The sequence below is a fragment of the uncultured Arthrobacter sp. genome (assembly GCF_964021775.1).
Classification (GTDB): domain Bacteria; phylum Actinomycetota; class Actinomycetes; order Actinomycetales; family Micrococcaceae; genus Arthrobacter.
Genome location: NZ_CAXHZI010000004.1, coordinates 145,417 through 169,210 on the forward strand (window position 1 = coordinate 145,417; position 23,794 = coordinate 169,210).

Annotated in this window: 26 protein-coding genes and 1 pseudogene; 15 read left to right on the top strand and 12 right to left on the bottom strand. The window is 68.7% G+C overall.

Going from position 1 to position 23,794, the window contains the following annotated elements:
• The first annotated feature begins 32 nt into the window (after positions 1-32).
• On the top strand, positions 33-422 hold the full coding sequence (locus ABIN76_RS05865) for a zf-TFIIB domain-containing protein (RefSeq protein WP_346958778.1): 390 nt from the start codon (positions 33-35) through the stop codon (positions 420-422).
• A gap of 25 nt (positions 423-447) precedes the next feature.
• Here ABIN76_RS05865 and ABIN76_RS05870 read toward each other — a convergent pair whose 3' ends face one another.
• Positions 448-1,023, bottom strand: coding sequence for a hypothetical protein (locus ABIN76_RS05870; protein ID WP_346958779.1), 576 nt, complete (start codon positions 1,021-1,023; stop codon positions 448-450).
• A 1,192-nt stretch (positions 1,024-2,215) separates the two neighbouring features.
• Between ABIN76_RS05870 and dnaB the strand changes: the two genes are divergently transcribed.
• Positions 2,216-3,598 (top strand): replicative DNA helicase, encoded by a 1,383-nt coding sequence (gene dnaB, locus ABIN76_RS05875; protein ID WP_346958780.1) that lies wholly within the window; start codon positions 2,216-2,218, stop codon positions 3,596-3,598.
• A gap of 14 nt (positions 3,599-3,612) precedes the next feature.
• Here the strand turns inward: dnaB and ABIN76_RS05880 are convergent, their stop codons facing one another.
• Positions 3,613-4,572, bottom strand: a complete 960-nt coding sequence (locus ABIN76_RS05880; RefSeq protein ID WP_346958781.1) for a hotdog domain-containing protein — start codon at positions 4,570-4,572, stop codon at positions 3,613-3,615.
• A 217-nt stretch (positions 4,573-4,789) separates the two neighbouring features.
• On the opposite strand from ABIN76_RS05880, the gene ABIN76_RS05885 reads away from it, so the two are divergent.
• From ABIN76_RS05885 to ABIN76_RS05895, 3 genes are all read left to right on the top strand, one after another.
• On the top strand, positions 4,790-6,145 hold the full coding sequence (locus ABIN76_RS05885) for an MATE family efflux transporter (RefSeq protein WP_346958782.1): 1,356 nt from the start codon (positions 4,790-4,792) through the stop codon (positions 6,143-6,145).
• A 35-nt stretch (positions 6,146-6,180) separates the two neighbouring features.
• Positions 6,181-6,774, top strand: a complete 594-nt coding sequence (locus ABIN76_RS05890) for a hypothetical protein (RefSeq protein WP_346958783.1) — start codon at positions 6,181-6,183, stop codon at positions 6,772-6,774.
• A gap of 85 nt (positions 6,775-6,859) precedes the next feature.
• Positions 6,860-7,225, top strand: coding sequence for a hypothetical protein (locus ABIN76_RS05895; protein ID WP_346958784.1), 366 nt, complete (start codon positions 6,860-6,862; stop codon positions 7,223-7,225).
• A gap of 8 nt (positions 7,226-7,233) precedes the next feature.
• Here ABIN76_RS05895 and ABIN76_RS05900 read toward each other — a convergent pair whose 3' ends face one another.
• Positions 7,234-7,776, bottom strand: coding sequence for a CGNR zinc finger domain-containing protein (locus tag ABIN76_RS05900; protein WP_346958785.1), 543 nt, complete (start codon positions 7,774-7,776; stop codon positions 7,234-7,236).
• 177 nt (positions 7,777-7,953) lie between these two features.
• Here ABIN76_RS05900 and ABIN76_RS05905 point away from each other — a divergent pair, with 177 nt between their 5' ends.
• Positions 7,954-8,886, top strand: a complete 933-nt coding sequence (locus ABIN76_RS05905; protein ID WP_346958927.1) for an EamA family transporter — start codon at positions 7,954-7,956, stop codon at positions 8,884-8,886.
• 85 nt (positions 8,887-8,971) lie between these two features.
• On the opposite strand, the gene ABIN76_RS05910 is transcribed toward ABIN76_RS05905, so the two are convergent.
• From ABIN76_RS05910 to ABIN76_RS05930, 5 genes are all read right to left on the bottom strand, one after another.
• Positions 8,972-9,238, bottom strand: coding sequence for a hypothetical protein (locus ABIN76_RS05910; protein ID WP_346958786.1), 267 nt, complete (start codon positions 9,236-9,238; stop codon positions 8,972-8,974).
• A 135-nt stretch (positions 9,239-9,373) separates the two neighbouring features.
• Positions 9,374-11,644 (bottom strand): heavy metal translocating P-type ATPase, encoded by a 2,271-nt coding sequence (locus ABIN76_RS05915; protein ID WP_346958787.1) that lies wholly within the window; start codon positions 11,642-11,644, stop codon positions 9,374-9,376.
• 91 nt (positions 11,645-11,735) lie between these two features.
• Complete coding sequence (locus ABIN76_RS05920; RefSeq protein ID WP_346958788.1) at positions 11,736-11,966, bottom strand: heavy metal-associated domain-containing protein; 231 nt, start codon at positions 11,964-11,966, stop codon at positions 11,736-11,738.
• A 67-nt stretch (positions 11,967-12,033) separates the two neighbouring features.
• On the bottom strand, positions 12,034-12,381 hold the full coding sequence (locus ABIN76_RS05925; RefSeq protein ID WP_346958789.1) for a metal-sensitive transcriptional regulator: 348 nt from the start codon (positions 12,379-12,381) through the stop codon (positions 12,034-12,036).
• A 234-nt stretch (positions 12,382-12,615) separates the two neighbouring features.
• Positions 12,616-13,107, bottom strand: coding sequence for a universal stress protein (locus ABIN76_RS05930; RefSeq protein WP_346958790.1), 492 nt, complete (start codon positions 13,105-13,107; stop codon positions 12,616-12,618).
• Between the two features lie 109 nt (positions 13,108-13,216).
• On the opposite strand from ABIN76_RS05930, the gene ABIN76_RS05935 reads away from it, so the two are divergent.
• From ABIN76_RS05935 to ABIN76_RS05975, 9 genes and pseudogenes are all read left to right on the top strand, one after another.
• A complete protein-coding gene (locus tag ABIN76_RS05935) occupies positions 13,217-13,417 on the top strand; it encodes a hypothetical protein (protein ID WP_346958791.1) in 201 nt (66 codons plus the stop codon).
• A 50-nt stretch (positions 13,418-13,467) separates the two neighbouring features.
• The gene (locus ABIN76_RS05940; protein WP_346958792.1) at positions 13,468-14,607 is read left to right on the top strand and encodes an exo-alpha-sialidase; all 1,140 of its coding nucleotides are present in this window, start codon (positions 13,468-13,470) and stop codon (positions 14,605-14,607) included.
• A 9-nt stretch (positions 14,608-14,616) separates the two neighbouring features.
• Entirely contained in the window at positions 14,617-14,904 is a 288-nt protein-coding gene (locus ABIN76_RS05945) for a MoaD/ThiS family protein (RefSeq protein ID WP_346958793.1), read from the top strand.
• A 189-nt stretch (positions 14,905-15,093) separates the two neighbouring features.
• A complete protein-coding gene (locus ABIN76_RS05950) occupies positions 15,094-15,900 on the top strand; it encodes an ABC transporter ATP-binding protein (protein WP_346958794.1) in 807 nt (268 codons plus the stop codon).
• Entirely contained in the window at positions 15,887-16,597 is a 711-nt protein-coding gene (locus ABIN76_RS05955) for an ABC transporter ATP-binding protein (protein WP_346958795.1), read from the top strand. Before ABIN76_RS05950 ends, ABIN76_RS05955 begins: the two co-directional genes overlap by 14 nt.
• 6 nt (positions 16,598-16,603) lie before the next feature.
• Complete coding sequence (locus ABIN76_RS05960; RefSeq protein WP_346958796.1) at positions 16,604-17,485, top strand: branched-chain amino acid ABC transporter permease; 882 nt, start codon at positions 16,604-16,606, stop codon at positions 17,483-17,485.
• Positions 17,486-17,652: 167 nt separating this feature from the next.
• Positions 17,653-17,715: pseudogene (locus ABIN76_RS05965) on the top strand (hypothetical protein); the annotation flags it as partial.
• 46 nt (positions 17,716-17,761) lie between these two features.
• Positions 17,762-18,475 carry a branched-chain amino acid ABC transporter permease gene (locus ABIN76_RS05970; RefSeq protein ID WP_346958928.1) on the top strand — a complete coding sequence of 238 codons (714 nt, stop codon included), beginning with the start codon at positions 17,762-17,764 and terminating at the stop codon, positions 18,473-18,475.
• Positions 18,472-19,728, top strand: a complete 1,257-nt coding sequence (locus ABIN76_RS05975; protein ID WP_346958929.1) for an ABC transporter substrate-binding protein — start codon at positions 18,472-18,474, stop codon at positions 19,726-19,728. The genes ABIN76_RS05970 and ABIN76_RS05975 overlap by 4 nt, the downstream gene beginning before the upstream one ends.
• Here the strand turns inward: ABIN76_RS05975 and ABIN76_RS05980 are convergent, their stop codons facing one another.
• The 4 genes from ABIN76_RS05980 to ABIN76_RS05995 form a co-directional block, all read right to left on the bottom strand.
• Positions 19,729-20,343 (bottom strand): PadR family transcriptional regulator, encoded by a 615-nt coding sequence (locus ABIN76_RS05980; RefSeq protein WP_346958797.1) that lies wholly within the window; start codon positions 20,341-20,343, stop codon positions 19,729-19,731. It abuts the gene before it with no gap.
• Between the two features lie 70 nt (positions 20,344-20,413).
• Positions 20,414-21,826, bottom strand: coding sequence for an aminomethyl transferase family protein (locus ABIN76_RS05985; RefSeq protein ID WP_346958798.1), 1,413 nt, complete (start codon positions 21,824-21,826; stop codon positions 20,414-20,416).
• An 88-nt stretch (positions 21,827-21,914) separates the two neighbouring features.
• On the bottom strand, positions 21,915-22,787 hold the full coding sequence (purU, locus tag ABIN76_RS05990; protein WP_346958799.1) for a formyltetrahydrofolate deformylase: 873 nt from the start codon (positions 22,785-22,787) through the stop codon (positions 21,915-21,917).
• A gap of 10 nt (positions 22,788-22,797) precedes the next feature.
• Positions 22,798-23,694: a methylenetetrahydrofolate reductase gene (locus ABIN76_RS05995; protein ID WP_346958800.1), complete on the bottom strand. Its 897-nt coding sequence runs from the start codon at positions 23,692-23,694 to the stop codon at positions 22,798-22,800.
• Between the last annotated feature and the right edge of the window lie 100 nt (positions 23,695-23,794).

Below are 23,794 nucleotides of genomic sequence, written 5' to 3' on the forward strand. Positions count from 1 at the left end.
ACTATTCCGGCCCCTGGTTCGTTGTTCGGGACATGAAATGTCCTGTGGATTCCGTAGACCTGGTAATGAGCGAACGAAGCGGCGTGGAGATTGACTATTGCCCGCAGTGCCGCGGCGTGTGGCTGGACCGCGGCGAGCTTGACAAGATCATCGACCGAGCCGCGGACGGCTTCGGCGGCGCCGCCCCGGCGGCCCCCGCGGCGTCCGGCGCCGCCGCCGCGCCGACCGCGCCGGGACACATCCCGCCGCCGCTCTACAATCCGGACCCGCGGCGTGATGACCGCCGTCCGGACGACCGGCGCTTCGATGACCGCCGCTACGACGAGCGCCGCGACCGGCCGCGCTACGACCAGCCCCGCTACGACGACCGCCGGAGGCCCAAGAAGAAGGAAGGCTGGCTGGGGGAGCTGTTCGACTTCTAGGGCAGCCGGTTCCGGACTCCGGGCGTCAGTCCTCGAGCAGGGCGATGAACTCCTGCGCCTGCTTCAGGGAGATGTCCGAGTGCCTTGTCAGCGCGGCCGCGGCCGCCTCGGTGTCGCCACTTCTGGCCAGGGTGCGGATCCGGCCGTAAATTTCGTCGTTGAGCATATTGCTGCTGACCTCGCGCGTGACCTCGCCCTTGCTGGCGATCGCCCGGTAGCGGTACGGAAAGCGCTGCGGGGTGTCGTCATCGTCGTCGTGGGCGGGCTGCTCGGGCGCCGGTTTGGGCCGGTAGGGCTGCGGGTGGGCCGCCAAGGCCCCCACCGCGTCCCGGGAGGCGCGGAGGCCCTCGCCGGTGGCTTCCAGGTACAGCTTGATGGCGGCCATCGCCTGGCCCTGCGCGATCAGGGCGTAGAGACGGCGGTGCTGCTCCTGGTCCAGCTTCGCAGCCGCGGCACGCGCCAGCTCCGCGGAACTGCGGGCGGGCTGCGCGGGTTCCTCCTGCGGGCTCCGCGGCCGGCGCCGCCCCAGGGCGCGCGCGGCCAGGACGACGACGACACCAACGAGCACGAGGATCAGGACGGGGACTAGCAGGGCTTCCATGGACTACAGCCGATCTACGTAATTCTTGGCGGTCAAAAGGTCTGTTCGGGTGGCTTGGCGCAGCAGTCTGACGGCCTGGATCCTTATGGCCGGAACGGGCCAGGGCCTGGAGCTGCAGCGTGAACCCGGGGCTCAACTGGCCGCCGGGAAGCACCGCGGCCGGATAGCCTGGCTGGCCGCTAAAGGAGCCATCCCCGCGGCGCCCGGCCTGCCGGGCATGCTCCGCCTGCTGCGACTGCTGCTGCTCGTTCTGGCTCGGGCGGGTCGCGGCGTCCACGCGGGCGCGGGCGGCCGTTGCGGCCTTCACCTGGGCCTCGTAGTGCGCCCGGGAGCGCAGGGCCAGATCCATCTGGTAACGCTCCGCGTCGGAGATGCCAAAATTGCGGGGTTTCAGGGCCGCAGAGACTGCCCACAGCACTCCCGCGAGGATGAGGGCAGGCAGTATGACTATCAGTACATCGCCCATGGCCAAAGCTTATGCCAGATAGGCAGTTATCCACACCATATTCTGGGCCCTGCATACAAGCCACGGCCGGGGCGGTCAATTTCGCGGCACTCCGGTGATGCACATCACAAAATTCGCATATTTGGCCCGGGCTGTGCCCCGGCAACCCGGGCGCTATCCCCAGTCGCCGGATGCAAGCTGTGGATGAAGCTTGCCTAAAAAAGTTTTCCGTCCACAGGTAAATATCAATGTTTCCGCACGTCAGAGCGGGATTCCGTGCAGAAGAATTTTACTATCCACAGGCGTTCCCACAGGCTGTGCACAAGCAGGGGTAACTAGTCCACAAGTTATCCACAGGACCGTCGGCTAGCCGGGTTGGTGCCTGCCGAATCGGGGGATAACGTAGCGGGAGACCAGGTTGACGGCACCAAATCCACGCCATCGACCACGGTGCCGCGAGGCGGGTTCCAGGGTCGTCCGCGGCCGGGTAAGCGACCCGGCGCCGCGGTGCACAGGGCCGGAGACGCAACCCCGACGGGCGGACGGAAACGGCTGCTGGGGACGCGCCGCTTTCGGGCAGCCGGAAAAACTGTCGGAGCCGGGTGATAGGAACTAACCGTGGCTGCCTGCCCGGCCGACGGGACGGTACTCGGAGAGGCGGGGCACGCCCGCACGCGGGGCAACACAACACATGGCTTAAGCGCCGGCGGCGACTGTTGCGCCGGCACACTATGAAGGACGGCAGTTTTGTCAGTTACTCATCTGGACTCGATCGAGGGCACCCGGGGATCCGAAGGCAGCCGCAAACCGCCGCAGGACATTCCTGCCGAGCAGTCCGTGCTGGGCGGCATGATGCTGTCCAAGGATGCCATTGCCGACGTCGTGGAGATTCTCCGCGGCCAGGACTTCTACCGCCCGGCGCACGAGACCATCTATGAAGCCATCATTGACCTCTACGGGCGGGGCGAGCCCGCCGACGCCGTCACCGTCTCGGACGAGCTGACCAAGCGCGGCGAAATTAACCGGATCGGCGGCCCGGCCTACCTTCACGAGCTGATCCAGACCGTACCCACCGCCGCAAACGCCGGCTACTACGCCGAAATCGTGGCCGAACGGGCCGTCCTGCGCCGGCTGGTCAACGCCGGAACCAAGATCGTCCAGCTCGGCTACGGGCAGGACGGCGAGGTGGAGGACCTGGTCAACCAGGCGCAGGCCGAGGTTTACGCCGTGGCCGAGCGCCGCACCGCCGAGGACTACGTCGTCCTCAAGGACGTGATGGAATCCACCGTGGACGAGATCGAGGCGTCCGGGCACCGCGGCGAGGGCATGGTGGGCGTTCCCACCGGATTCTACGAACTCGACGAACTGACCCACGGGCTGCACCCCGGCCAGATGATCGTCATTGCGGCCCGCCCCGCCGTCGGCAAGTCCACCTTTGCGCTGGACTTCGCCCGGTCGGCCGCGATCAAGAACAACCTCGCCACGGTCATGTTCTCGCTGGAAATGGGCCGCAACGAGATAGCGATGCGCCTGCTGTCAGCGGAGGCCACCATCGGACTGCAGGATCTTCGCAAGGGCACCATCAAGGACGAGCAGTGGTCCAAAATCGCCACCACCATGGGCCGGATGAACGATGCCCCGCTGTTCATCGATGACAGCCCGAATATGTCGCTGATGGAAATCCGTGCCAAGTGCCGGCGGCTGAAGCAACAGCACGACCTCAAACTGGTCATCCTCGACTACCTGCAGCTCATGAGCTCGGGCAAGAAGGTCGAATCGCGGCAGCAGGAGGTCTCCGAATTCTCCCGCGCGCTGAAGCTGCTGGCCAAGGAACTCCAGGTCCCGGTGATTGCGCTCTCGCAGCTGAACCGTGGCTCCGAGCAGCGCCAGGACAAGCGCCCCATGGTCTCGGACCTCCGCGAGTCCGGCTCCATCGAGCAGGACGCCGACATGGTCATCCTGCTGCACCGCGAGGACGTCTATGACAAGGAGTCCCCGCGTGCCGGCGAGGCGGACATCCTCATCGCGAAGCACCGTAACGGCCCCACCAAGGACATTGTGGTCGCGTTCCAAGGCCACTACTCCCGCTTCGCCAACATGGCCGGCGATGCGGGCGGCGGCGGCTTCTAGCGCGCCCCCGGCTCCTAGAGCAGGTGGTTGGGCAAGCGGTTTCCTGGTGCCCGGCCGCGGATTTCGAGCAGCTCACGAGCATGGGCGTGCAGCCGCTTGTCCTCCTCGGACACCGGGACCCACTCCGGGACCGGAACCGAGGTGCCACTTTCGTCGCGGGCCACCATGACGGTGAGGCAATACGTGGTGAGGTTCAGTTCGTGGCCCTTGGGGTCGCCGGAGCGAACGTGGACGGCAATGTGCATGCCTTTCGTCCCGGTATAGACCAGCCTGGCCTCCACCTCCACCAGGTGGCCGATCAGCAACGGCCGGTAGAACCGCACGCCGCCGGAGAAGACCGCCACCGTGTCCATGCCGCAGCAGCGCGAAGCGCAGACGTAGGCGGCCTCGTCGATCCACTTCATGACGATTCCGCCGTGCACCTTGCCGCCCCAGTTCACGTCCGTGGGGGCGGCCATGAACCGCAGCGTGACGCGCTCGGCGGTCCCGGCGTCGGTGTATTCCTGGCCGCTCATGGCCTGGACGATGTCTTCGCGGACCTTGATCCGCGCCAGCGCGTGCTCGCGCTGCTCGATTTCCTCCGGCGTTGCCGGGACCCACTGCGGCACCGGAATCGGTTTTCCGTCCTCGCCGACCGCCACGAAAATCACCATGCACTGGCTGCGCATGGTGGCCGGGCCTCCCTTCGGATCGCCGGAGGACACCACGGTGCGGATGTGCATCGAGGACCTGCCGGTGTAAACAATGGTGGCCGTGACTTCCACCATGTCGCCGCTGTTGACCGGATCCGCGAAGTGGATGTTCCCCACATAGGCGGTCACACAATACGACTTCGCCCAGCCCACGGCGGCGGCATAGGCCGCCTTGTCCACCCATTCCAGCACCGTTCCGGCGTCCACCGAGCCGCTGTGGCCGACGTCCATGGGGGCGGCCAGGAAACGCAGGGTGACGGCATTGGCGGAAGTCTCAGTCATGGATGTGAGTGTACTGAGGGGCTGCCGAAGCGTCGCGGGCGGACGACACATTCCCGGCAGCCGCCGCCACAGAGACCACGGCGGGCGGCCCGCCGACCACAGCGGGCGGCCACCCGAAGGTGACCGCCCGCCGTCGCGCGCTGCTGGGAGCCGACGAAGTGGTTGAGAAGTCAACCAATGCGAAGCTGTGCGTCAGAACTGCCGCTAGGGTGGTGCCGTGCCAGCCTCCACCCCGACCCCCGCAGCACCCCCGTCCCCGGCACACCGGCGTCGGGAAATCCTCCGCCTCGCGGTGCCCGCTTTCGGTGCGTTGATCGCGGAGCCGCTCTTCCTGCTGGCGGACTCCGCGATTGTGGGGCATCTCGGGGTGGCCCAGCTCGCCGGCGTCGGACTGGCCTCAGCGGTGCTGCACACCGCGGTGGGCCTGATGGTGTTCCTGGCCTACTCCACAACCCCCGCCGTGGCACGCGCGATCGGTAACGGCCAGCTGCCCAGGGCGCTGGCGGCCGGCCGCGACGGTGTCTGGCTCGCGCTGCTGCTGGGCGTTGTCCTGGCAGTGGCCGGATTCCTGGCCGCCGAGCCGCTGCTGGGCCTGATGGGCGCCCGCGGCGAGGTGCGTGACTTCGCCGTGGAATACCTGCGCTGGTCCATGCCCGGCCTGGTGGCCATGCTGCTGATCTTCGCCGGCACCGGGGTGCTCCGGGGGCTGCAGGACACCCGGACCCCGCTGGCCGTGGCCGCCGCCGGATTCACCGTCAATATCGTGCTCAACCTCTTCCTCGTCTACGGACTCCGGCTCTCCGTCACGGGATCCGCCCTGGGCACCAGCATCGCCCAGTGGGCCATGGCACTGGTCTACGTGGTGATGGTGCAGCGCAATGCGCGCAACCAGGGGGTGTCGCTGCTCCCGGACTGGCGCGGTATCCGGTCCCTGGCCGGGGTCGGTTCGTGGCTGATGCTGCGCACGCTCAGCCTGCGCATCGCGATCCTCGCCACGGTGCTGGTGGCCACCGCCCAGGGCCCGGTCAACCTGGCCGCCCACCAGCTGGCGATGACCGTCTTCACCTTCCTGGCCTTCGCCCTCGACGCCCTCGCGATCGCCGCCCAGGCCCTGATCGGCAAGGAACTTGGCGCCTCGAACCCGGCGGCGGCGCGGGGGCTCACCAGGACCATGATCCGCTGGGGCCTCGGCTTCGGAGTGCTGACCGGGATCCTGCTCGCCGCCGTCGCGCCGTGGGCCGGGCTGCTGTTCACCTCCGACGCCGGGGTCCGGTCCGCGCTCACGCTCGCCCTGTGGATGCTGGCCGCCGGGCAGCCCATCGCGGGCTACGTCTTCGTTCTCGACGGGGTGCTGATCGGCGCCGGCGACGCGCGCTACCTCGCGATTGCCGGCGTCGTCAATCTCGCCGCCTACCTTCCGCTGCTGCTGGTGGTAGGGCTGGCCGGGGCCGACGGCGGCGCGGCGCTGCTCTGGCTCTGGGCGGCCTTTTCGCTGGGCTACATGAGCGCGCGGGCCATCACGCTGGGCCTGCGGGCACGCACGGACCGGTGGATGCTGCTCGGCGACCGCTGACGCCGCCCGGAACCGGCACGCACTAAACTGGGCGGGTGACTCACCCCGCGGACCCCCACGCCCCTACTGCCCTGCCCGCTGCCACGGACCTCTGGAAGCCGGTGCTGCTCCGCGCCGTCATCGCGCTGGCGTTCGGCGCCCTGACGGTCTTCTGGGCGGCGCCGCCCGTCGCCGGTATGGGCTGGGCTGGCGGAATCTACCTGCTGGCCACCGGCCTGGTGCTGATCTGGAGCGTCAAAAAGACCGGCCTGCGGCACGGGGACCGGACCGCCAAAGCCCTCTCGGCCGCGGGGGCAGTCCTGGTGGGAACCGGCGCGGCCCTCGGCCTGCTCGCCGGCAATCTAGTGTTTGGGATCATCGGAGCCCTCGGCCTGGGCCTCGCAGGCGCAGCGGAGCTCTACCTGGGCCTGGCCACCCGGCGCCGCTCCGTCCTGGCGCGGGACTGGATCGCCTCCGGCGTGATCGGCCTCGGTACCGCGGCGGCGCTGCCATTTTTCATTGACCTCGGCCCGCATGCGCTGCTCGGCGTCGCGGGCGGCGGCGCGATCCTCGGCGGTGTGCTCTGGGCCCTGGCCGGGCTGACCCTGCGGCACGATGCGCGGGACGTTTCCGCCGAGGCCGTAAACTAGTAGCGACAGGTTCTACCCGGCGTAGAACAACCGCGGTATCACGACTGCCACGCCTGCCCGGCGCTGGCGGCAGGAGGAAAGCACCTTGGCAGAGCAGAAATCAGGAGAACGCCGCAGCCTGCGGACCTCGGTCAAGGGGCCGCTCATGTTCTCCGCGTTCTGGGCAGTGCTGGCCTTCGTCGCCGTCCTGATCTTCGCGTCCGGCGGCAGCGCCAAAACGCCGCGCTTCGATCTGGCCTTTACCGGCGCAGGCATCGCCTTCATCGTCACGCTGGTCATCGCGGCCATGCTCTCGATGAGCTACAAGGACAACGCCGAGCACCTCGGCAAAGGCTCCGGCATCAACCTGAGCTCCAAGTCGCCGTCGTCCCATGGCGGCCACGCGGCGCCGCCGGTCCCCGGCTCTGAGTCCCGCGGTGAGGGCCGCGAAGAGCGCGGCGACGTCCTCTAGTCCGTCCGTTAAGACGCCGCTTTCCGGGCCCGGTACGCCGCCACGTGCGCGCGGTTGGCGCAGTTACCGGTGTCGCAGTAGCGCTTGGACCGGTTCCGGCTGAGGTCCAGCACGACGGCGTCGCAGTCGTCCGCGGCGCAGACCAGCATCCGGTCCATTTCCTTGCTGCGGATGACGTCCACCAGGGCCATGGCGGCCTCGGTGCTCATCCGGTCGGCCAGCGGCGCCTCGGGGGTGGTGGCGTGCAGGTGCCAGTCCCAGCCGTCATGTTTGGTCAGCTGCGGGAGGGCCTTCGCCTCGCGCAGCAGGCGGTTGACCGTGTCCACCGCGGTGGCCTCGTCAGCCAGCCACAGGGCCGCGAGCTCGGCGCGCAGCCGGTGCACGCTGGCCAGTTCGTCGGCGTCCCGCCGCCGGGATCCGCTGAAGCCCTCGGCGTCGAGGAAGCGGTCCAGCTCAGCGACAGTCGATAGCTGCTCCGCCCCGTTGGCCGCCGTGTTGATCAGGCCGACCACCGAGCGCAGCGCAACTTCCGTGTCAGGGGCAAATACCATCTTGACTCCTTACGTTGGCCGGGCGTACTGTCATGACCATAACCCAACTTTACTCCTGACAGGAGGCAGCCCGTGTCTGCCGCACGCCACCCCGCCGGGGCCCCGGCCCAGAACCGCAGCCCGGTCCGCGGTGCCGGGACGCCGGACGCCTCTGGCTTCCTGGCCTCCGGGCTGGGCATGGCCTTGTTTTCCTCGGCCGTGTTCGGACTCTCCGGCTCCTTCGCCAAGGCGCTGCTGGAAACGGGCTGGACGCCGGGCGCCGCGGTTACCGCCCGGCTCACCGGAGCCGCGCTGGTGCTGGCCGTCCCGGCCCTGCTCGCCCTGCGCGGCCGCTGGCATCAGCTCCGCGACAACTGGCTCACCGTCCTGCTGTTCGGGCTGATCGGTGTGGCCGCCTGCCAGCTGTTCTACTTCAATGCCGTTGCCCGGCTTTCGGTCGGCGTCGCGCTGCTGCTCGAGTATCTCGCCCCGGTCATCATTGTGCTGTGGCTCTGGACGGCGAGCCGGACAAGGCCGCGGCCCCTGACGATCGCCGGCACCCTGCTCTCCCTGGCGGGCCTGGTCCTGGTGCTGGACCTCACCGGAGCCGTGAAGATCGACCTGATCGGCGTGCTGTGGGGCATCGCGGCGGCCGTCTGCCTGGCCATCTATTTCTTCATTACCGCCAAAGAGAATGACACGCTGCCGCCGATCGTGCTGGCCTCCGGCGGGCTGATGGTCGGCGCACTCGTTATGTGGCTGGCTGCCGCCACCGGGCTGCTGCCGATGGCCGCGAGTACGGCGGACACCAGGCTGGGCCCCTGGATCACGCCGTGGTGGGTGGCGCTGGGCGGGCTGGTGATCCTCGCGACCGTGCTCGCTTACGTCTCCGGCGTGGTGGCCGCGCGGGCGCTGGGCTCCAAGGTGGCGTCCTTTGTTTCGCTGACCGAGGTGCTGTTCGCCGTCATCTGGGCCTGGCTGCTCCTGGGTGAGCTTCCCGGCCCGGTGCAGCTGCTGGGCGGACTGCTGATCGTCGGCGGGGTGGTGCTGGTCCGGCTCGACGAACTGCGCCGCGCGGCGCCGCTGCCCGCCGAACTCGACCACGCCAACGACGTCGAGCCCGTCCCCTAGGCGGCTGGCCTGCCCGGTCGCCCGGGACTTAAACGGGAGGGCCCGGACGCGGGTGCGTCCGGGCCCTCCCTGACCATGTTCGGCCTTAGTTGGAGGAAGCGCTTTCCTGGTCGGCGGCATTGCGGCTGGCCTGCTGGCTGGCCTGCTGCAGGGCCTGGGCCGCCCGGGTGAGGTTGGCCGAGTGCTCGCCGTTCCACTCGTTGCGGAACTTCGTCGCGTCCGGTCCCATCCAATCGGTCGACCCCAGCGCCTTCGTCAGGAGCGACCTCTGGTTGTCGATCTCCTGCGAACCCGCCAGCAGCTTCGAACCCAGCGCCTTGAGCTGAGTAACATCCGCACCCCACATAGCCATTGAAAAAACTCCTTAGTTCATCGGACCCGAACACTCTCGGCATCCCCAGCGGCCCCCGGCTGTTCCGGAAGATCCAATGCCTCGAACCTACCCTGCCCCGCAAAAACCTGTCGATGGGCAGCACTCCCCATCGGGCTACTTGCCGAAGCTGCGCAGCCGCAGCGAGTTGGCCACCACCAGCACGGAGCTGGCCGCCATTGCCGCGCCGGCGATCATCGGATTCAGCAGCCCCAGCGCGGCCACCGGAATGCCGACCGCGTTGTAGAAGAACGCCCAGAAGAGGTTGGTCTTGATCGTGGCCAGGGTCCGGCGGGACAGCTCGATTGCCTGGGCGACCTGTCCCAGCTCGTTGCCCATCACGGTCAGGTCCGCGGCCTCGATGGCGACGTCGGTGCCGGAGCCCATCGCGATGCCCAGGTCCGCCTGGGCGAGGGCCGCGGCGTCGTTCACGCCGTCGCCGGCCATGGCCACGGTGGCCCCGGCGGCCTGCAGCGTCCGCACGGCCTCCACCTTGCCCTCCGGCAGGACACCGGCGAAGACGTCCTCCGGCGGAATGCCGACGGCGGCGGCCACCTGGCCTGCCACCGCGGCGTTGTCGCCGGTCAGCAGGATGGGCCGCAGCCCCAGTTCGCGCAACCGCGCGATGGCGGGCGCGGAGCCGGGCTTCAGGGTGTCGCGCAGGCTGACGATGCCGGCCGGTTCCCCATCCACGGCCACCCAGATGGCGGTCGCTCCGGCGGCCTCGGCCGCTGCAAGAGCTTCCTGCTGCGGGCCGGAGACCGTGACGCCGTTCTCCTGCAGCCAGCCGGAGCGTCCCACCGTGACGACGCGCCCTTCCACGGTGCCACGGACGCCGCCGCCGGGGGCGGAGTGGAAGCCGACGACGTCGGGCAGCCGGGCGGCGTCGCCGGTTTTCCGCTCCGCGGTCAGCGCCGCTGCCGCGATGGCCCGGGCGATGGGGTGCTCGGACGCGGCCTCCGCCGCTCCGGCGAGCCGCAGCACCTCGCTGTCCCCGAACGGGGCGAACGCGCGGGTCCCCGTGACGGCAAGGTGTCCGGTGGTGACGGTGCCGGTCTTGTCCAGCAGGATCGTGTCCACGGTCCGGGTGTCCTCCAGCACCTGCGGGCCCTTGATCAGGATGCCCAGCTGGGCGCCGCGGCCGGTGCCGGTCAGCAGCCCCACCGGGGTGGCGAGGCCCAGGGCGCAGGGGCAGGCGATGACCAGCACCGCGACGGCGGCGGTGAAGGCAGCGCGGAGCTCGGCGTCGCTGATTTCGGGGCCGGCCGAGAGCAGCCACGCGCCGAAGGTGAGCGCGGCGATGGCAAGGACCACCGGGACGAAGACGGCGCTGATGCGGTCTGCGAGCCGGGCGATCGGGGCCTTCGCCGACTGTGCCTGGGAGACCAGCCGGCCCATCTGGGCCAGGGTGGTGTCGGCGCCGACCCGCGTGGCGCGGACCAGGATCCGCCCGGAGGTGTTGATGGTCGCGCCGGTGACCGGGCTGTCCGGACCAACTTCGACCGGTACCGATTCGCCGGTCACGAGGGAGGCGTCGACAGCGGAGGTCCCTTCGGTGACCACACCGTCGGTGGCGATCTTCTCGCCAGGGCGGACGACGACGACGTCCCCGACCTGGAGCCGGTCCGCGGGAATCTTCACTTCCGTGCCGTCGCGCAGCACGGTGGCATCCTTGGCGCCCAGGTCCAGCAGGGCCTTGAGCGCGTCGCCGGCCTTGCGCTTGGCGTTGGCCTCCAGGTAGCGGCCGAGCAGCAGGAAGGTGGTGACGACGGCGGCGACCTCGAAGTACAGGCCGGCGGACCCCATCCCCTCCATGCCCGGATGTTCGGTGAGGCGGGGATCGGCCAAGAGCTGCCAGGCGGAGAAGACGTAGGCGGCCGTCACACCGATCGACACCAGCGTGTCCATGGTGGATGACAGATGCCGGGCATTGACCGCCGCGGCCCGGTGGAACGGCCACGCCGCCCAGGTGACCACGGGCAAGGCGAGGGCGCCGGCAACCCAGCCCCAGTTCGGAAACTGGACTGCCGGGACCATGGAGAGCACAAAGACCGGCACGGTGAGGGCGGCCGCGGCGATCAGCCTGGGCCGCAGCTTCGCCGCCGTGCCAAGTGCGGGGTCCTCGGCCGCGGCGGCCGGCGCCTGCGGAGTCCTGACGGTGGCCTTGTAGCCGGCGGCGTTCACGGTGGCGGCGATTTGTTCGTCCGTGATGTTGGCCGGGACGGTGACCCGGGCGGACTCCAGCGGGAGGTTGACCGAAGCCTGCACGCCGTCGAGCTTGCCGAGCTTGCGTTCGACCCGGCCGACGCAGGAGGCGCACGTCATGCCCTCGATGTCGAGCTCAATCACCCGGCTCCCGGGCTGGTCCAGCAGTTTCGCGTTGCTCACGGTATGTTCCTCTCGTCCTGCTCGGTCAAATCCTGCCCGGTGAAGTCCTGCCCGGCTCCGGCCGGGGTACCGCCGAATCCCGCGGCGGGGTTCAGGCCTCGTTCGCGACCACCAGGTAGCCCGCTTCGGCGACTGCCTCGCCGATTTCGGCAGGGGAGAGCTCCTTGTTCGAGGTGATCGTGACGGTGGAGATCCCGCCGGCGTTGAGGTCGACGTCGACGCTTTCGACGCCTGCCAGCGACTCAAGTTCTTCCGAGACGGAGGACACGCAGTGCCCGCAGGTCATGCCGGATACCTCGACGGTGGTGGAAACGGTGCTCATGGCTTGCTCCTTGGTGGGGGACTGGTCATGGTTGATCAGTCCTATGGTGTGGTGGGTGGTGGTGCCGCTACCGCAGCAGGCGCCCGATGGCATCGGTGGCCTCCTTGACTTTGAAGTCGATGGCTTCGGCCCGGAGGTCCGGATCCGGCTCCGCGGCTGCCCCGACGACGCAGTGCCCGATGTGTTCCTCCACCAGCCCGAGGCTGACGGCATGCAGGGCCTTGGTGACGGCGGCAACCTGGGTCAGGATGTCGATGCAGTACTTGTCTTCATCGACCATCCGGGCGATCCCGCGCACCTGGCCCTCGATCCTTTTGAGCCGCTTGAGGTAAGCGTCCTTGTTGGCGGAGTAGCCGTGCTGCTGGGCCGGTGCGCCGTCCAGCGTGCCGGCAGGGGAGGCTTCGGACTCGTTCATGCCACCCAACATATACCCCCTAGGGGTATATGGCAAGTACCCTCCGGGGGTACCGCGGCGTTATGGGAACGGTCCGGAAATTAAAGAGCTCCGGAGTGCGTTATTGGGGGATACGCACTCCGGAGCAGCTATGGGGTAGGGGGGTTTCCCGCCTACGGATACAACCTTACGGGGCGGTAGAGACGATGCGCCAGCACCTCGAATAACTACTTTCGCTTTATTTTCCCGGGCCCGTTAGGGGCCGCGGGGTGCCCGTGCCGGGACCATCAGGACCGGACGGTCCTGATGCTGGCTCAGCCAGGCCGCTACCGACCCGTTGAGGGCGGCGCTGAGCCGGTGTCCCAGTCCCGGCTCCGGAGTGCCCACGATGATCATGGCTGCGCCGGCCTCCGCAGCCAGCCGCCCGAGCGCCCGCGCCGGATCCCCGGCCAGCGTCCGCAGGCTCCACGGCACCCCGGCGCCGTCGCAGGCGGCCGCGATGCCGGACCGCAGCGCTTCGGCGGTCGCCTGGATCTCGGCGCTGTCCGCTTCGGGGTGGAGCGAGAGCCGGTGGGCGGAACGTGCCGGATCCCATTCCACGAGGAAGCTGGCCTCGTCCACGTAGGCGCAGAGCAGCGGTGCGGCCAGGCTATTCGCCAGGGCCGCCGCCGTTTCCAGCACCTCGCGCGGCTGGCCCGGCAGGACGCCGACCACCAGGGGTGCGGGGCTCGTGCGCTCGGCAGGCATACTCGATTGTTGGCCCGGCCTTCCTCCCCGGCTAGGGCCTTCCTCCCCGGTCCCTTGCCCGCCTCCCGCCCCGGACCTACCGTGGAAGGACACGGAAAGGCGGGCAGCGGTGGAAATCTTCATGTGGTGGCTGGACCTGGATCTCGCCAGCAAGGAATGGCTGCGCGCGAACCTGCGGGCCGACGAGTTGCCCTTGCCGGTGCTGCAGGGCATCGCGGAGGCCGGCGGCCCGCACCCGGACAAGGCGTCCGGCGTGCTGAGCGCCGCCGATTGGGACTTCGTCGAAACCCAGTCCGAATTCGTCGATTGACTGGCGAAAAACCATTGCGGCCTCCGGGCCGCAGTGGTTGCATGTAGGGCATGGCTACCGCAGAGAGTTATGTCCTGGCGATTGGAACCAAAAAAGGCCTGTGGCTGGCAACCAGCCCGGACCGTCGGGAGTGGTCCCTCTCCGGCCCGCACTTCCTGATGAGCGAGATCCCCAGCATCGGCATTGACACCCGTGAAGGCAGGACCCGGATCCTGGTCGGGGTCCGCTCGGAACACTGGGGACCTACCGTCTTCCACTCCGACGACCTCGGCGAAACCTGGGACGAGCCCGAAAACGGTGCCATCCGCTTCCCCGAGGGCACCGACGCCGCGCTGGAGCGCGTCTGGCAGATCTATCCCGACGCGGAGTCCCGCCCCGGCGTCGTCTGGGCCGGTTGCGAGCCGATTTCGGTCTGGAAATCCACCGACGGCGGCCAGCACTTCGAGCTTAACCGCGGTCTGTGGGACCACCCGCACCGCAGCGAATGGGGCGCCGGGTACGGCGGGGCCGCGGCGCATTCGATCGTCGTCCACCCGGACGGCGAAAAGGTGCACGTCGCCATGAGCACCGGAGGCGTGTACCGCTCGCTCGACGGCGGGACCTCCTGGGAGCCGCGGAACAAGGGGATCTCCGCGTACTTCATGCCCGATCCCAACCCCGAATTCGGCCAGTGTGTCCACAAGATCGCCGCGGACGCGGCCGTGGACGGGCGGCTGTACGCGCAAAACCACCACGGCGTCTACCGCAGCGACGACGACGCCGAGAGCTGGGAGTCGATCGCCGAGGGGCTGCCGGCCGATTTCGGCTTCGTTATGCTGACGCATCCGCGCCGCGCCGGCACGGCCTGGGTCATTCCGCTGAAGGCCGACGGCGAACGGATCCCGCCGGGCGGAAAGCTGGCCGTGCACCGGACCGACGACGCCGGCGCGAGCTGGAAGCGGCTCGACGCCGGGCTGCCGGAGTCCGAATTCAATGCCGTGCTCCGCGACGCCGCCTGCGTCGACGCGGCCGAACCCGCCGGCGTCTACTTCGGCACCCGCGGCGGCAGTGTCTACGCCAGCGCGGACGAGGGCGAACACTTCACCGAGGTGGCCTCCCACCTGCCCGACGTCCTCTGCGTCCGGGCCGCGCAGGTGGCCGGAGCCCGGGTTCCCGGGGCGCAGCCCGCCGCCGCGGCGGCCTCCGCCTGAGGCTGCGCCGTGCCGGAGATCAGCGTGTTGCTCCCCAGCGTCCTGGCGCCGCTGGCCGGCGGGCAGTCCGTCCTGACGGCGCCCGCGGACGCGGCCGTGACCATCGAAGGGCTACTGGATTCCGTGACCGGGAAGTTCCCGGCCCTGTCCAGGAGGTTGCGGGACGAGACCGGGGCCGTCCGCCGCTACGTGAACATCTACGTCAACGGGAATGAGATCCGGCGGCTGCAGGGCCTGGGCACGGAAGTGTCGCCGGGCCAGGAGGTCCTGATCATCCAGTCCGTCGCCGGCGGCTGACCGCGCCGACCGGCCACCGGCCAGCCGCCTGCGGGCAACCCGCCCGGCACCCTGAGCGGGTGCGCGCGGGCCGGTCGTTCAGCGTCCCGAGCACCCGGCGCCAGGCCTTGCTGAAATCGTTGACAATTGTGTCTGCGATCCGTACCGTCGGTCTCGGGCGGTCGTGACTGATCGCGTCGATTCCTAGCAATGGTGCGACAGGAAGGTGCTCCGGTGGCCGCGAGCCTGAGCCTCAAGGACGTGAACCTGCATTTCGGCGGGGTCAAGGTGCTGCAGGACGTGAGCTTCGACGTCGAGCCCGGTGCGATCTTCGGCCTGGTCGGTCCCAACGGGGCCGGCAAGACCTCGCTGTTCAACTGCATCAGCGGCCATTACAAGCCCAGCTCCGGATCAATCACCATCAGCGGCACCGAGGTGTCCGGAAGTGCCCCGTCCCGCCTGGCCCGGCTGGGCCTGGCGCGCACGTTCCAGCACCCCGCCCTGCAGCTGAACGCCACCGTGCTGCAGAATGTGCTCCTCGGCGGGCATATCCGGCTTCCCGGCGGACCGGTGTCCTGGGCGCTCCGGCTGCCGTACACCGCCCGCGCCGAGCGCGGCATCCGTGCCGAAGCGCTCGAACTCCTCGCCCGCGCCGGGCTCGGCTGGGCCGCGGACCTGCCAGCCGATGAGCTCTCGCACGGGCTGCACAAGGGGGTGGAGCTGTGGCGGGCCCTGCTCTCCAAACCCGCTTTGCTGCTGCTCGATGAGCCCGCGGCCGGACTCTCGCACGGCGAAGTGGAACAGTTCATCGCGACGGTGAAACGGATCCGCGCCGAGCAGGACATCACCATCATCATCGTTGAGCACCACATGGGACTCATCTCGGCGCTCACCGACCAGGTCGTGGTGCTCGACCACGGACGCAAGCTGATGGCAGGCACCGCGGCAGAGGCGCAGTCCGATCCGCGCGTCATTGAGGCCTACATCGGGAAGGACGCCGCGGATGACGCTGCTTGAACTCACCGACGTGACCGCGTCCTACGGTCCCGTGCAGGTGATCGACGGGGTCTCGCTCAGCGTGCCGGAGGGCGGCTCCGTCGGCATCCTCGGCGCGAACGGCGCCGGCAAGACCACCACGCTGCGCGCGATCAGCGGCACGGTGCGCACCGGCGGCCGGATCACCTTCGACGGACGTGACATCCGGGGCCTGCGCCCCGACCAGGTCGCCGCCCTGGGGATCGCCCACGTCCCGGAGGGCCGCGGGACGCTCGGCCAGCTGAGCGTCCGGGAGAACCTGATGGTCGGCGCGTACCTCCGCAGGGGCCGGCAGGCCATCGCCGCGGACATCGACTACTGCCTGGACCTGTTCCCGCAGCTGCAGGACCGGGTTGGCTCCCGCGCGGCCGCACTCTCCGGCGGTGAGCAGCAGATGCTCGCCGTGGGCCGGGCCTTTATGGCCAAGCCGCGGCTGTTGCTGCTCGACGAAGCGTCGCTGGGCCTGGCGCCCAGCACGGCCAGGACCGTGTACGACGCGATCCGCCGGCTCCGGCGCGAGTCGGGGATCGCCATGCTCGTCGTCGAGCAGAACGCCAACCTGGCCTTCTCGCTGGTCGACACGGCGACCGTGCTCGAAACGGGCCGCAACGTGCTGACCGGGTCCTCCGCCGAACTCAAGGGCATGGACGAGATCCGCCGCGCCTACCTGGGGGGTTGAACGGAGATGGGAACCTTTATCCAGCTCGTCGTCGACGGCCTCTCGACCGGCTCAATCTACGCCGCCCTCGCCCTCGCGATCGTGCTCGTGAACCAGGCGACCGGCCTGATCAACTTCGCCCAGGGCGGCATGGCCGTGCTGTCCAGCTACATCGCCTACGCCTTCGTCAAGACCGGCCTGCCGCTGATCCTCGCGATCCTCATCGCCGTGGTGCTCTCCTTCTTCATCGGCGCGCTGGTGGAGCGGTTCCTGGTCCGCCGGTTCGAACGCGGCGATCCGGACACGGCCGTGGTGGTGACAATCGGGTTGCTCACCCTTGTCACCGGCATCGCCGCAGTGCTCTGGGGCTACAACAACCTCGGATTCCCGTCGCTGTTCCCGCTCACCAGCGTGGAAATCCTCGGCGCGGTGGTGAGTGTCCGGTCGCTGGCCACCACGGTGACCATCGTGGTGATCATGGTGGTGCTGCAGCTGTTGTTCCTCCGCACCAAGCTCGGGCTCGCGCTCCGCGCCGTAGCGGACAACCCGGCGTCGGCAGCCTTTTCCGGCCTCCCGGTGGGCCGGCTGCTGATGGTCGGCTGGGGACTGGCCGCGACCCTCGGGGCGATCGCGGGCGTCCTGGTCGCCCCGCAGCTGACACTGACGCCGGGCATGCTAGATACCGCCCTGGTGTACGCGCTCGCCGCCGTTATCCTCGGCGGCCTGAGCAGCCCGATCGGCTGCGTCGTGGCCGCCTCGGCGATCGGCGTGCTGGAGAACCTGGTGGCCGTCTACGTGCCCCTGATCGGCCATGACCTGAAGATCGCCGTCCCGTTCGTCCTGATCTTCGTCATCCTCATCCTCCGTCCCCAGGGCCTATTCGGCAGAAAGGTCGTGGTGAGGGTCTGATGGCTACCGTAGCGTCCGCTTTCCGCAACCGGCCGGCACGGATTGCCCTGGGCCTCGTGGCCGCGGTGGTGCTGATCGTTGCCCCGCTCGTCCTCCCCGCGTTTGCGAACCAGACCCTGGTGCGCATCGGCGTTTACGCCGTCGCGGTGCTGGGGCTGAACATCGTCATGGGCTACACCGGACAGGTCAACCTCGGGCAGATCTTCTTCGTCGGGCTCGGCGCCTACGTCACCGCCTACGGCGTCAACCAGGGCTGGAACATTTTGGTGGTGTTCCTTGCGGCCTGCGCTGCCGATTGTCGGCGTCCCCTTGGCCAAGCGCCTCTCGGAGTTCACCGGCGGTTCGCAGGGCATCTCGGCCCGCTTCTCGGATGCCCCCGACTGGTCTGGCCTGTACAGCGACCAGTGGCAGTTCTACATCGTGCTGCTGGTGACCGCTGTGGCGTTCCTGCTGGCCCGGAGCCTGGTGCAGGGCAAGTACGGCAGGGCCTTCGCGGTGGTGCGCGAAAACGAAGCCGTCGCCGCCTCGATGGGCGTCTCGCCCTACCGCACCAAGGTGCTAGCGTTCACCATCGCCTCGATCTTCGGCGGCGCCAGCGGGTTCCTCTACCTCGCGGCCGTGCAGTACACCTCACCGGAGACCCTCAGCTTCGGCCACTCGATCAGCCTCGTTGCGGCGATGGTCATCGGCGGCGCCGGCAGCATCGCGGGCGCGCTCCTGGGCGGCGCCTACTACGTGTTCGTGCCGCAGCTGACGAACGCGATCGATCCGAACTTCACAACCCTCAGCCAGGGCGTGATCCTCCTCGCGGTGCTGTTCCTGTTGCCCGGAGGACTGGTCAGCCTTCCGCGGGTGGTCCGCCGGCTCAGCCGGCGGCGGACCGGCCGCCACCAATCCGGGAATCCCCCGCAGCCCGCTCCTGCGCATCATCCGGTTCCGGACGCCGCGCCGGAGGGAGTCGAAAACACAGAGAGGCAAGACCGACCATGAAGATTAGAACAAAGCCAGGCGGGGTCCTTGGCATCGTTGCGATGGCATCGGTCCTCGCGCTCTCCCTCTCAGGGTGTACCCGCGACGGCGCCGGCCAGGGCGGCGGCTCGGGGGCGTCCCCCGGCATCACGGACACGTCCATCACGCTCGGCATCACCACCCCGCTCAGCGGCGCGACGGCCGGCCCGGGCAAGTGCACCGTCGCTGGCGTCTCCGCCTACTTCGGCGCGGTGAACGCGGCCGGCGGCGTGAAGTTCGGCGACGGCAAGACGCGCACCGTCAACATCAAGTCCTACGACGATGCGTATGATCCGCAGAAGTCGCTGGCCAACTTCCAGCAGATGGTGTCGGACAACGTCTTCGCTGCCACCGCGGGCCTCGGCACGCCGACCAACCGGGCCTTCCGCGACGCCGCGATCAGCCAGAAGGTCCCGCAGGTGCTCGTGATGACCGGCGATCCCTTGTTCAGCGACCGGAAGCAAAGCCCCTGGCAGCTGGGGTTCGTGCCGGTCTACCAGAACGAGGGAGCGGCGTTCGGCAAGCTGCTTGCGGCCTCCAAGGACCAGCACAAGGTCGCCATCTTGTCGCAGAACGACGACTACGGCAAGGGCTACGTCCAGGGCTTCAAGGACGCCATCAAGGGCGCCTCCAACATCTCGGTGGTGGGCGAACAGACCTATGAGGCCACCGACACCTCGGTGGACGCGCAGCTCACCCAGCTGGCGTCGTCGAAGGCCGATGTCTTCTTCAACGCCATGTCGATCACGCCGCTGACCATCGCCGCGCTGCAGAAGGCGCAGCAGATTGGCTGGAAGCCCAGCTGGTTCCTCCCGTCCAACACGTCGAGCCCGACGGCGATCCTCGAACCGGGCGGCGGGTCCGCCTACCCCGGCGTCTACTCGGTGTCCTTCGCCAAGGCGCCGCAGAGCCCGGCGTTCGCCAAGGATCCCGACGTCGTGAAATTCCTCGCCGAACTCAAGCAGTACGGCAACTACCCGGATATGCCGGCGTTCCCGCACTGTATGTGGAGCTACATGGTGGGAGCCACGCTCGAGCAGGCGTTCAAGTCCATGACCGAGCCGACGCGTGACAGCTTTATGACGGCGCTGCGGAACATCAAGGACCTGAAGGCGCCCCTGATGCTCTCGGGCACCGCGGTCGACACGACGGTCGACGGCCAGCCGGCCGTGTCGTCCGTCATCGTGCAGAAATACAACGGCAAGGGCTACGCGACGGCCGAGAACTTCGGTTAGCTAGACCAGCCCGGGGCCGGACCACACCCCGCCCGAGGCCTCCAGCTCATCGATGAGCTGGAGGCCTCGCCGGGCCCAGGCGATCTCGATCCGGGCCCGCTCGACCAAGCCCTCGTAGGTAAAGCGTTTGAACGCTATGGTCCGTTCGCGGTCCTCCGGCTCGGTGACGGCGAGGCGCCGCACCAGCATCGGGTTGGCAGTCTGCGCGATCCGGACCAGTTCACCCTCCCACTGGGCCAGTTCAGCCTCCCACTGGGCGATGTGTCCGCGGAAGAACTCGCGCGCCGCCGCGGGTGACGCCGCCTCCAGATAGGCGGCCCGCAGGTGGGCGGGGTCGCGGACGCGGGCGTACTCCAGCGGCGTCTGCATCCAGTCGAGGAACGCGCGGTTCCCGGCGTCGGTCACGTGGTAGACGCGCCGGGTGGCGCGCTGGCCCCTGGGCTGCTCTTCGCCCTCGATGAGGCCCTCGGCCTCCATCTTGCGCAGCTCGGGATAGATCTGGGAGTCCGGCGCGTGCCACACGTGGCCGACCGACATGGCGAACTGCTTCTGCAGTTCGTAGCCCGAGAGCGGCCCCACCCGCAGCAGCGCCAGCAGCGCGTATCGCAGGCTCATGCGGCACTCCTTCAGTGGGCGGGGGAGGTACAAGGGGGCGCCGCCGCCCCCTTGTACCGGGGTCCCCAGCCTAGGCCGACTGGTAGTTCGTGCGCCAGCCGCCCTGGTAGGTGGCGCGGGCGACGGTGGAGTAGGGCACCGGGCTGACGACGGCGCGCACCTCGGTCTGCACGTGCGGTTCGACGGCGGCCTTGGCGGTTCCGCCGTTCGGCTCCCCCCAAACGACCTTCAGTTCGGTGCCTTCGGGGACGTTGGGGTCGATCGTCGCCAGCGAGAGGGCCCGCCGTTCGTTCGCGCTGTACCCGGTGAATGTCGAGTACCCGACCACCGTTCCGTCGGCGTCCACGACCGAGTCATAGTTGGCCGAGCCGTAGTTCGCCAGCGGCAGGTCGAAGAACTTGTAGCTCGGCCCCTCAACGTTGAACAGCGAGGCGTAGATCGACGTGACATCCTCGGCGTCCCAGGCCAGTGTGACCTTCTTGCGCTGGGCGGCCGGGTCCAGCCGCTGCAGGGCGTCGCGGCCGATGAAGTCGTGGTCGAACTTCACGAACGAGCCGTAGCCGAGCTCCCAGGGGGTCAGGTAGTAGTCCTCGATGTTCTCGGACACGAACGAGCCGGCCAGGGTCCCGGTCGCTTCGTAGCCGTCCGCGGGGAGCCACTCGCGGTAGCCGCGCTCGGCCTCGCCGGTGTAGATGGCCGGCAACGGCGAGGGGATCCAGCCTGATTCGAGCGTGTTGGACGGGTAGGCGCGCGACCCGACCGGGACGAGCCCAAACTCGGCGCCGGCCTCGACGATCGCGTCGCGGATGCGGCCGTGGTCGGCGTACGGGCCCCAGATCTCGAGCCCCGGCGCGCCGGCCATGCCGTGGCGGAGGGTGCGGACGGTTGTGCCGTCGATCGTCATGGTCGACATGTTGAAGAACTTGAGCTGCTCGAGCGGGCCCCCGTTGAGCTTTTCGATCACCTGCCAGGCGTTCGGGCCCTGGATCTGGAAGCGGTAGTACTGGCGGGTCACCTGGCTGCCGTAGGGCCGTGACGGCGAACGGCGGTCCACCGTGATGTCAAGATTCCCGTAGCCGCCGGTCTCGCCGTGGTAGAGCAGCCAGTTCGCGGCCGGGGCGCGCCCGACGTAGACATACTCGTCCTCCGCCTCGCGGAAGAGGATGCCGTCGCCGATGACGTGCCCGGACTCGGTGGTCGGCACATACTGCTTCGCCTTGTTGACCGGGAACACGGCGGTCGAATTGATCGCCGTGGACGTGATCAGCTTGATCGCGTCCGAGCCTTTCATGAACAGGTTGTCCATGTGGTGGGACTGGTCGTAGAGCACGGCGGTCTGGCGCCAGGCGGTCTGCTCCTTGATCCAGTTCTGGAAGTCGGCCGGAACCACCGGGTAGATGTACGAGCCGATCTGGGAGTTGCGGAGGAGGTCGACTGCGCCGCGGGACGCGTCGAGGACTTCCTGCAGATTCTTAGGTGCCACGGTGAACCTCTTGTTCTGTGTCGGTTGGTGCTGTCGGACTGTTGGGTCGGGGCTGCGGGAAGGAAGCCCGCGGCGCCGGGTTGATGGGTCAGAAAACGATGGTCTGGTTGCCGTGCCGGATGACGCGGTCCTCGGCGTGCCATTGGACGGCGCGCGAGAGCACGGCCCGCTCCACGTACGCGCCGCGGGCCTGGAGGTCGAGCGCCGAATGGGCATGCGTCACCCGGGCGACGTCCTGCTCGATGATCGGGCCCTCATCAAGGTCCTTCGTGACGTAGTGCGACGTCGCGCCGATCAGTTTGACGCCCCGCTCCTTGGCCTTGCGGTACGGGGCCGCGCCGATGAACGCGGGCAGGAAGGAATGGTGGATGTTGATCAGCGGCACCCCCACCCGGTCCAGGAAGTCCGGTGACAGGATCTGCATGTAGCGCGCCAGCACCACAAATTCGACGTTCCCGTCCAGCAGTTTCAGGATCTCGGCTTCCGCCTGGGACTTGTCCTCGCCCAGGGAGGGCACGTGAAAGAACGGCACCCCGAAGGAACGGACGTCCTCCGCCGTGTTCGTGTGGTTCGAGATCACCATCGGGATGGTCACCGGCAGCTCACCGCGCCGGTGCCGCCACAGCAGTTCGAGCAGGCAGTGATCCGACGTCGACACCAGGATGGCCATCCGCTTGGGAACGGACCGGTCGGTGAGCGTCCAGGAGAGCCCCAGCGGGGCCAGGGTCTTGTCCAGGTCCGCCTCGATCGCCGGCATCGCGGCGGCAAGGTCGGGCCGGTTGAACACCACCCGCTGGAAGAAATCGCCCGACGTCGGGTCGGACGAGTACTGGTCCAGGGAGACGATGTTCCCGTTGTTGCGGGTGACCAGGGCCGCGACCGCTGCCACAATCCCGGGCTGGTCGGGGCCGTGGACGATCAGGCACGACTGATCCTTCAGCGATTCGGTATGAAGGGCCACCGCCGCCTCCTCAGCCCTGCTCGGCGGTGAAGTGCCGGGCCCACTCCGCCGTCGCCAGCAGGCCTCCGAAGGTGTAGAAATGCAAGCCCACCCGGCCGCCGATCTGCGGCTGCGCCCCCGGCGTATGGGCCGCGAGGACGGCCGCAAGATCGTTGACGAACCGGTCCGGTCCCGCATCCCCCATCAGGTTCGTCAGCGAGAAACCGTATTTCTTCACGATCATGGCGTTGGCGCCGACGCCGAAGCGGCGCGCGAAGCCAAGGAGCCGTTTGATGCCCGCCGGCCCGGGCGTACCGACGCGGATCGGGGCCTTGATGCCCTTGGCCCGCACGGCATCGATCCAGTCGGCGACCGGGTCGGTGTCGAACGCGAACTGGGTCAGGATGACGGCGCCGAGCTCCTGCTCGGCAAGGGCGGCGGCCTTGTCCTCCAGGGCGCCCCAGAGGCGGTCCTTCGGGATGTCCGGGTGTCCTTCCGGATATCCGCCGATGCCCACCTCGCGGACGCCGAACCGCTGCAGGATGCCGCTGCGGATGACAGCGAGCGAATCCTCGTACGGGCCCTCCGGCGTCGCCGGGTCACCGCCGACGGCGAACACATGTTCGGCGGCGCCGACCTCCTGCAGCCGGCCGAGGAACTCCTCCAGCTGCCCCTGGCTCTTCAGGCGGCGGGCGGAGATGTGCGGAACGGGCACGAAGCCGAGGTCGCGGACTGCCTTGGCGGCGGCCACCCGCATCTCGAGGTCCTCGTTGCCGAGGAAGGTGACGTTGATCCGCGTGCCGGGTGGGATCTGGTTTTTCGCCTCATTCAGGGCGGGGATGTCCTTGCCGGTCATCTCTAGTGAAAAATCCTGGATGAGTTCCAGCGATGCTGCCCGGTTGGTCGCGGGCGTGATTCGAGTCGCCATCGGGGAGTCCTTTCGGTGGGTGCAACGGTGCGCCCACTCCCGACTTTAGCTATGTCGATAGGGACTGTCCATAGGTATTTGCAAGGAAGCGGCGGCCCGC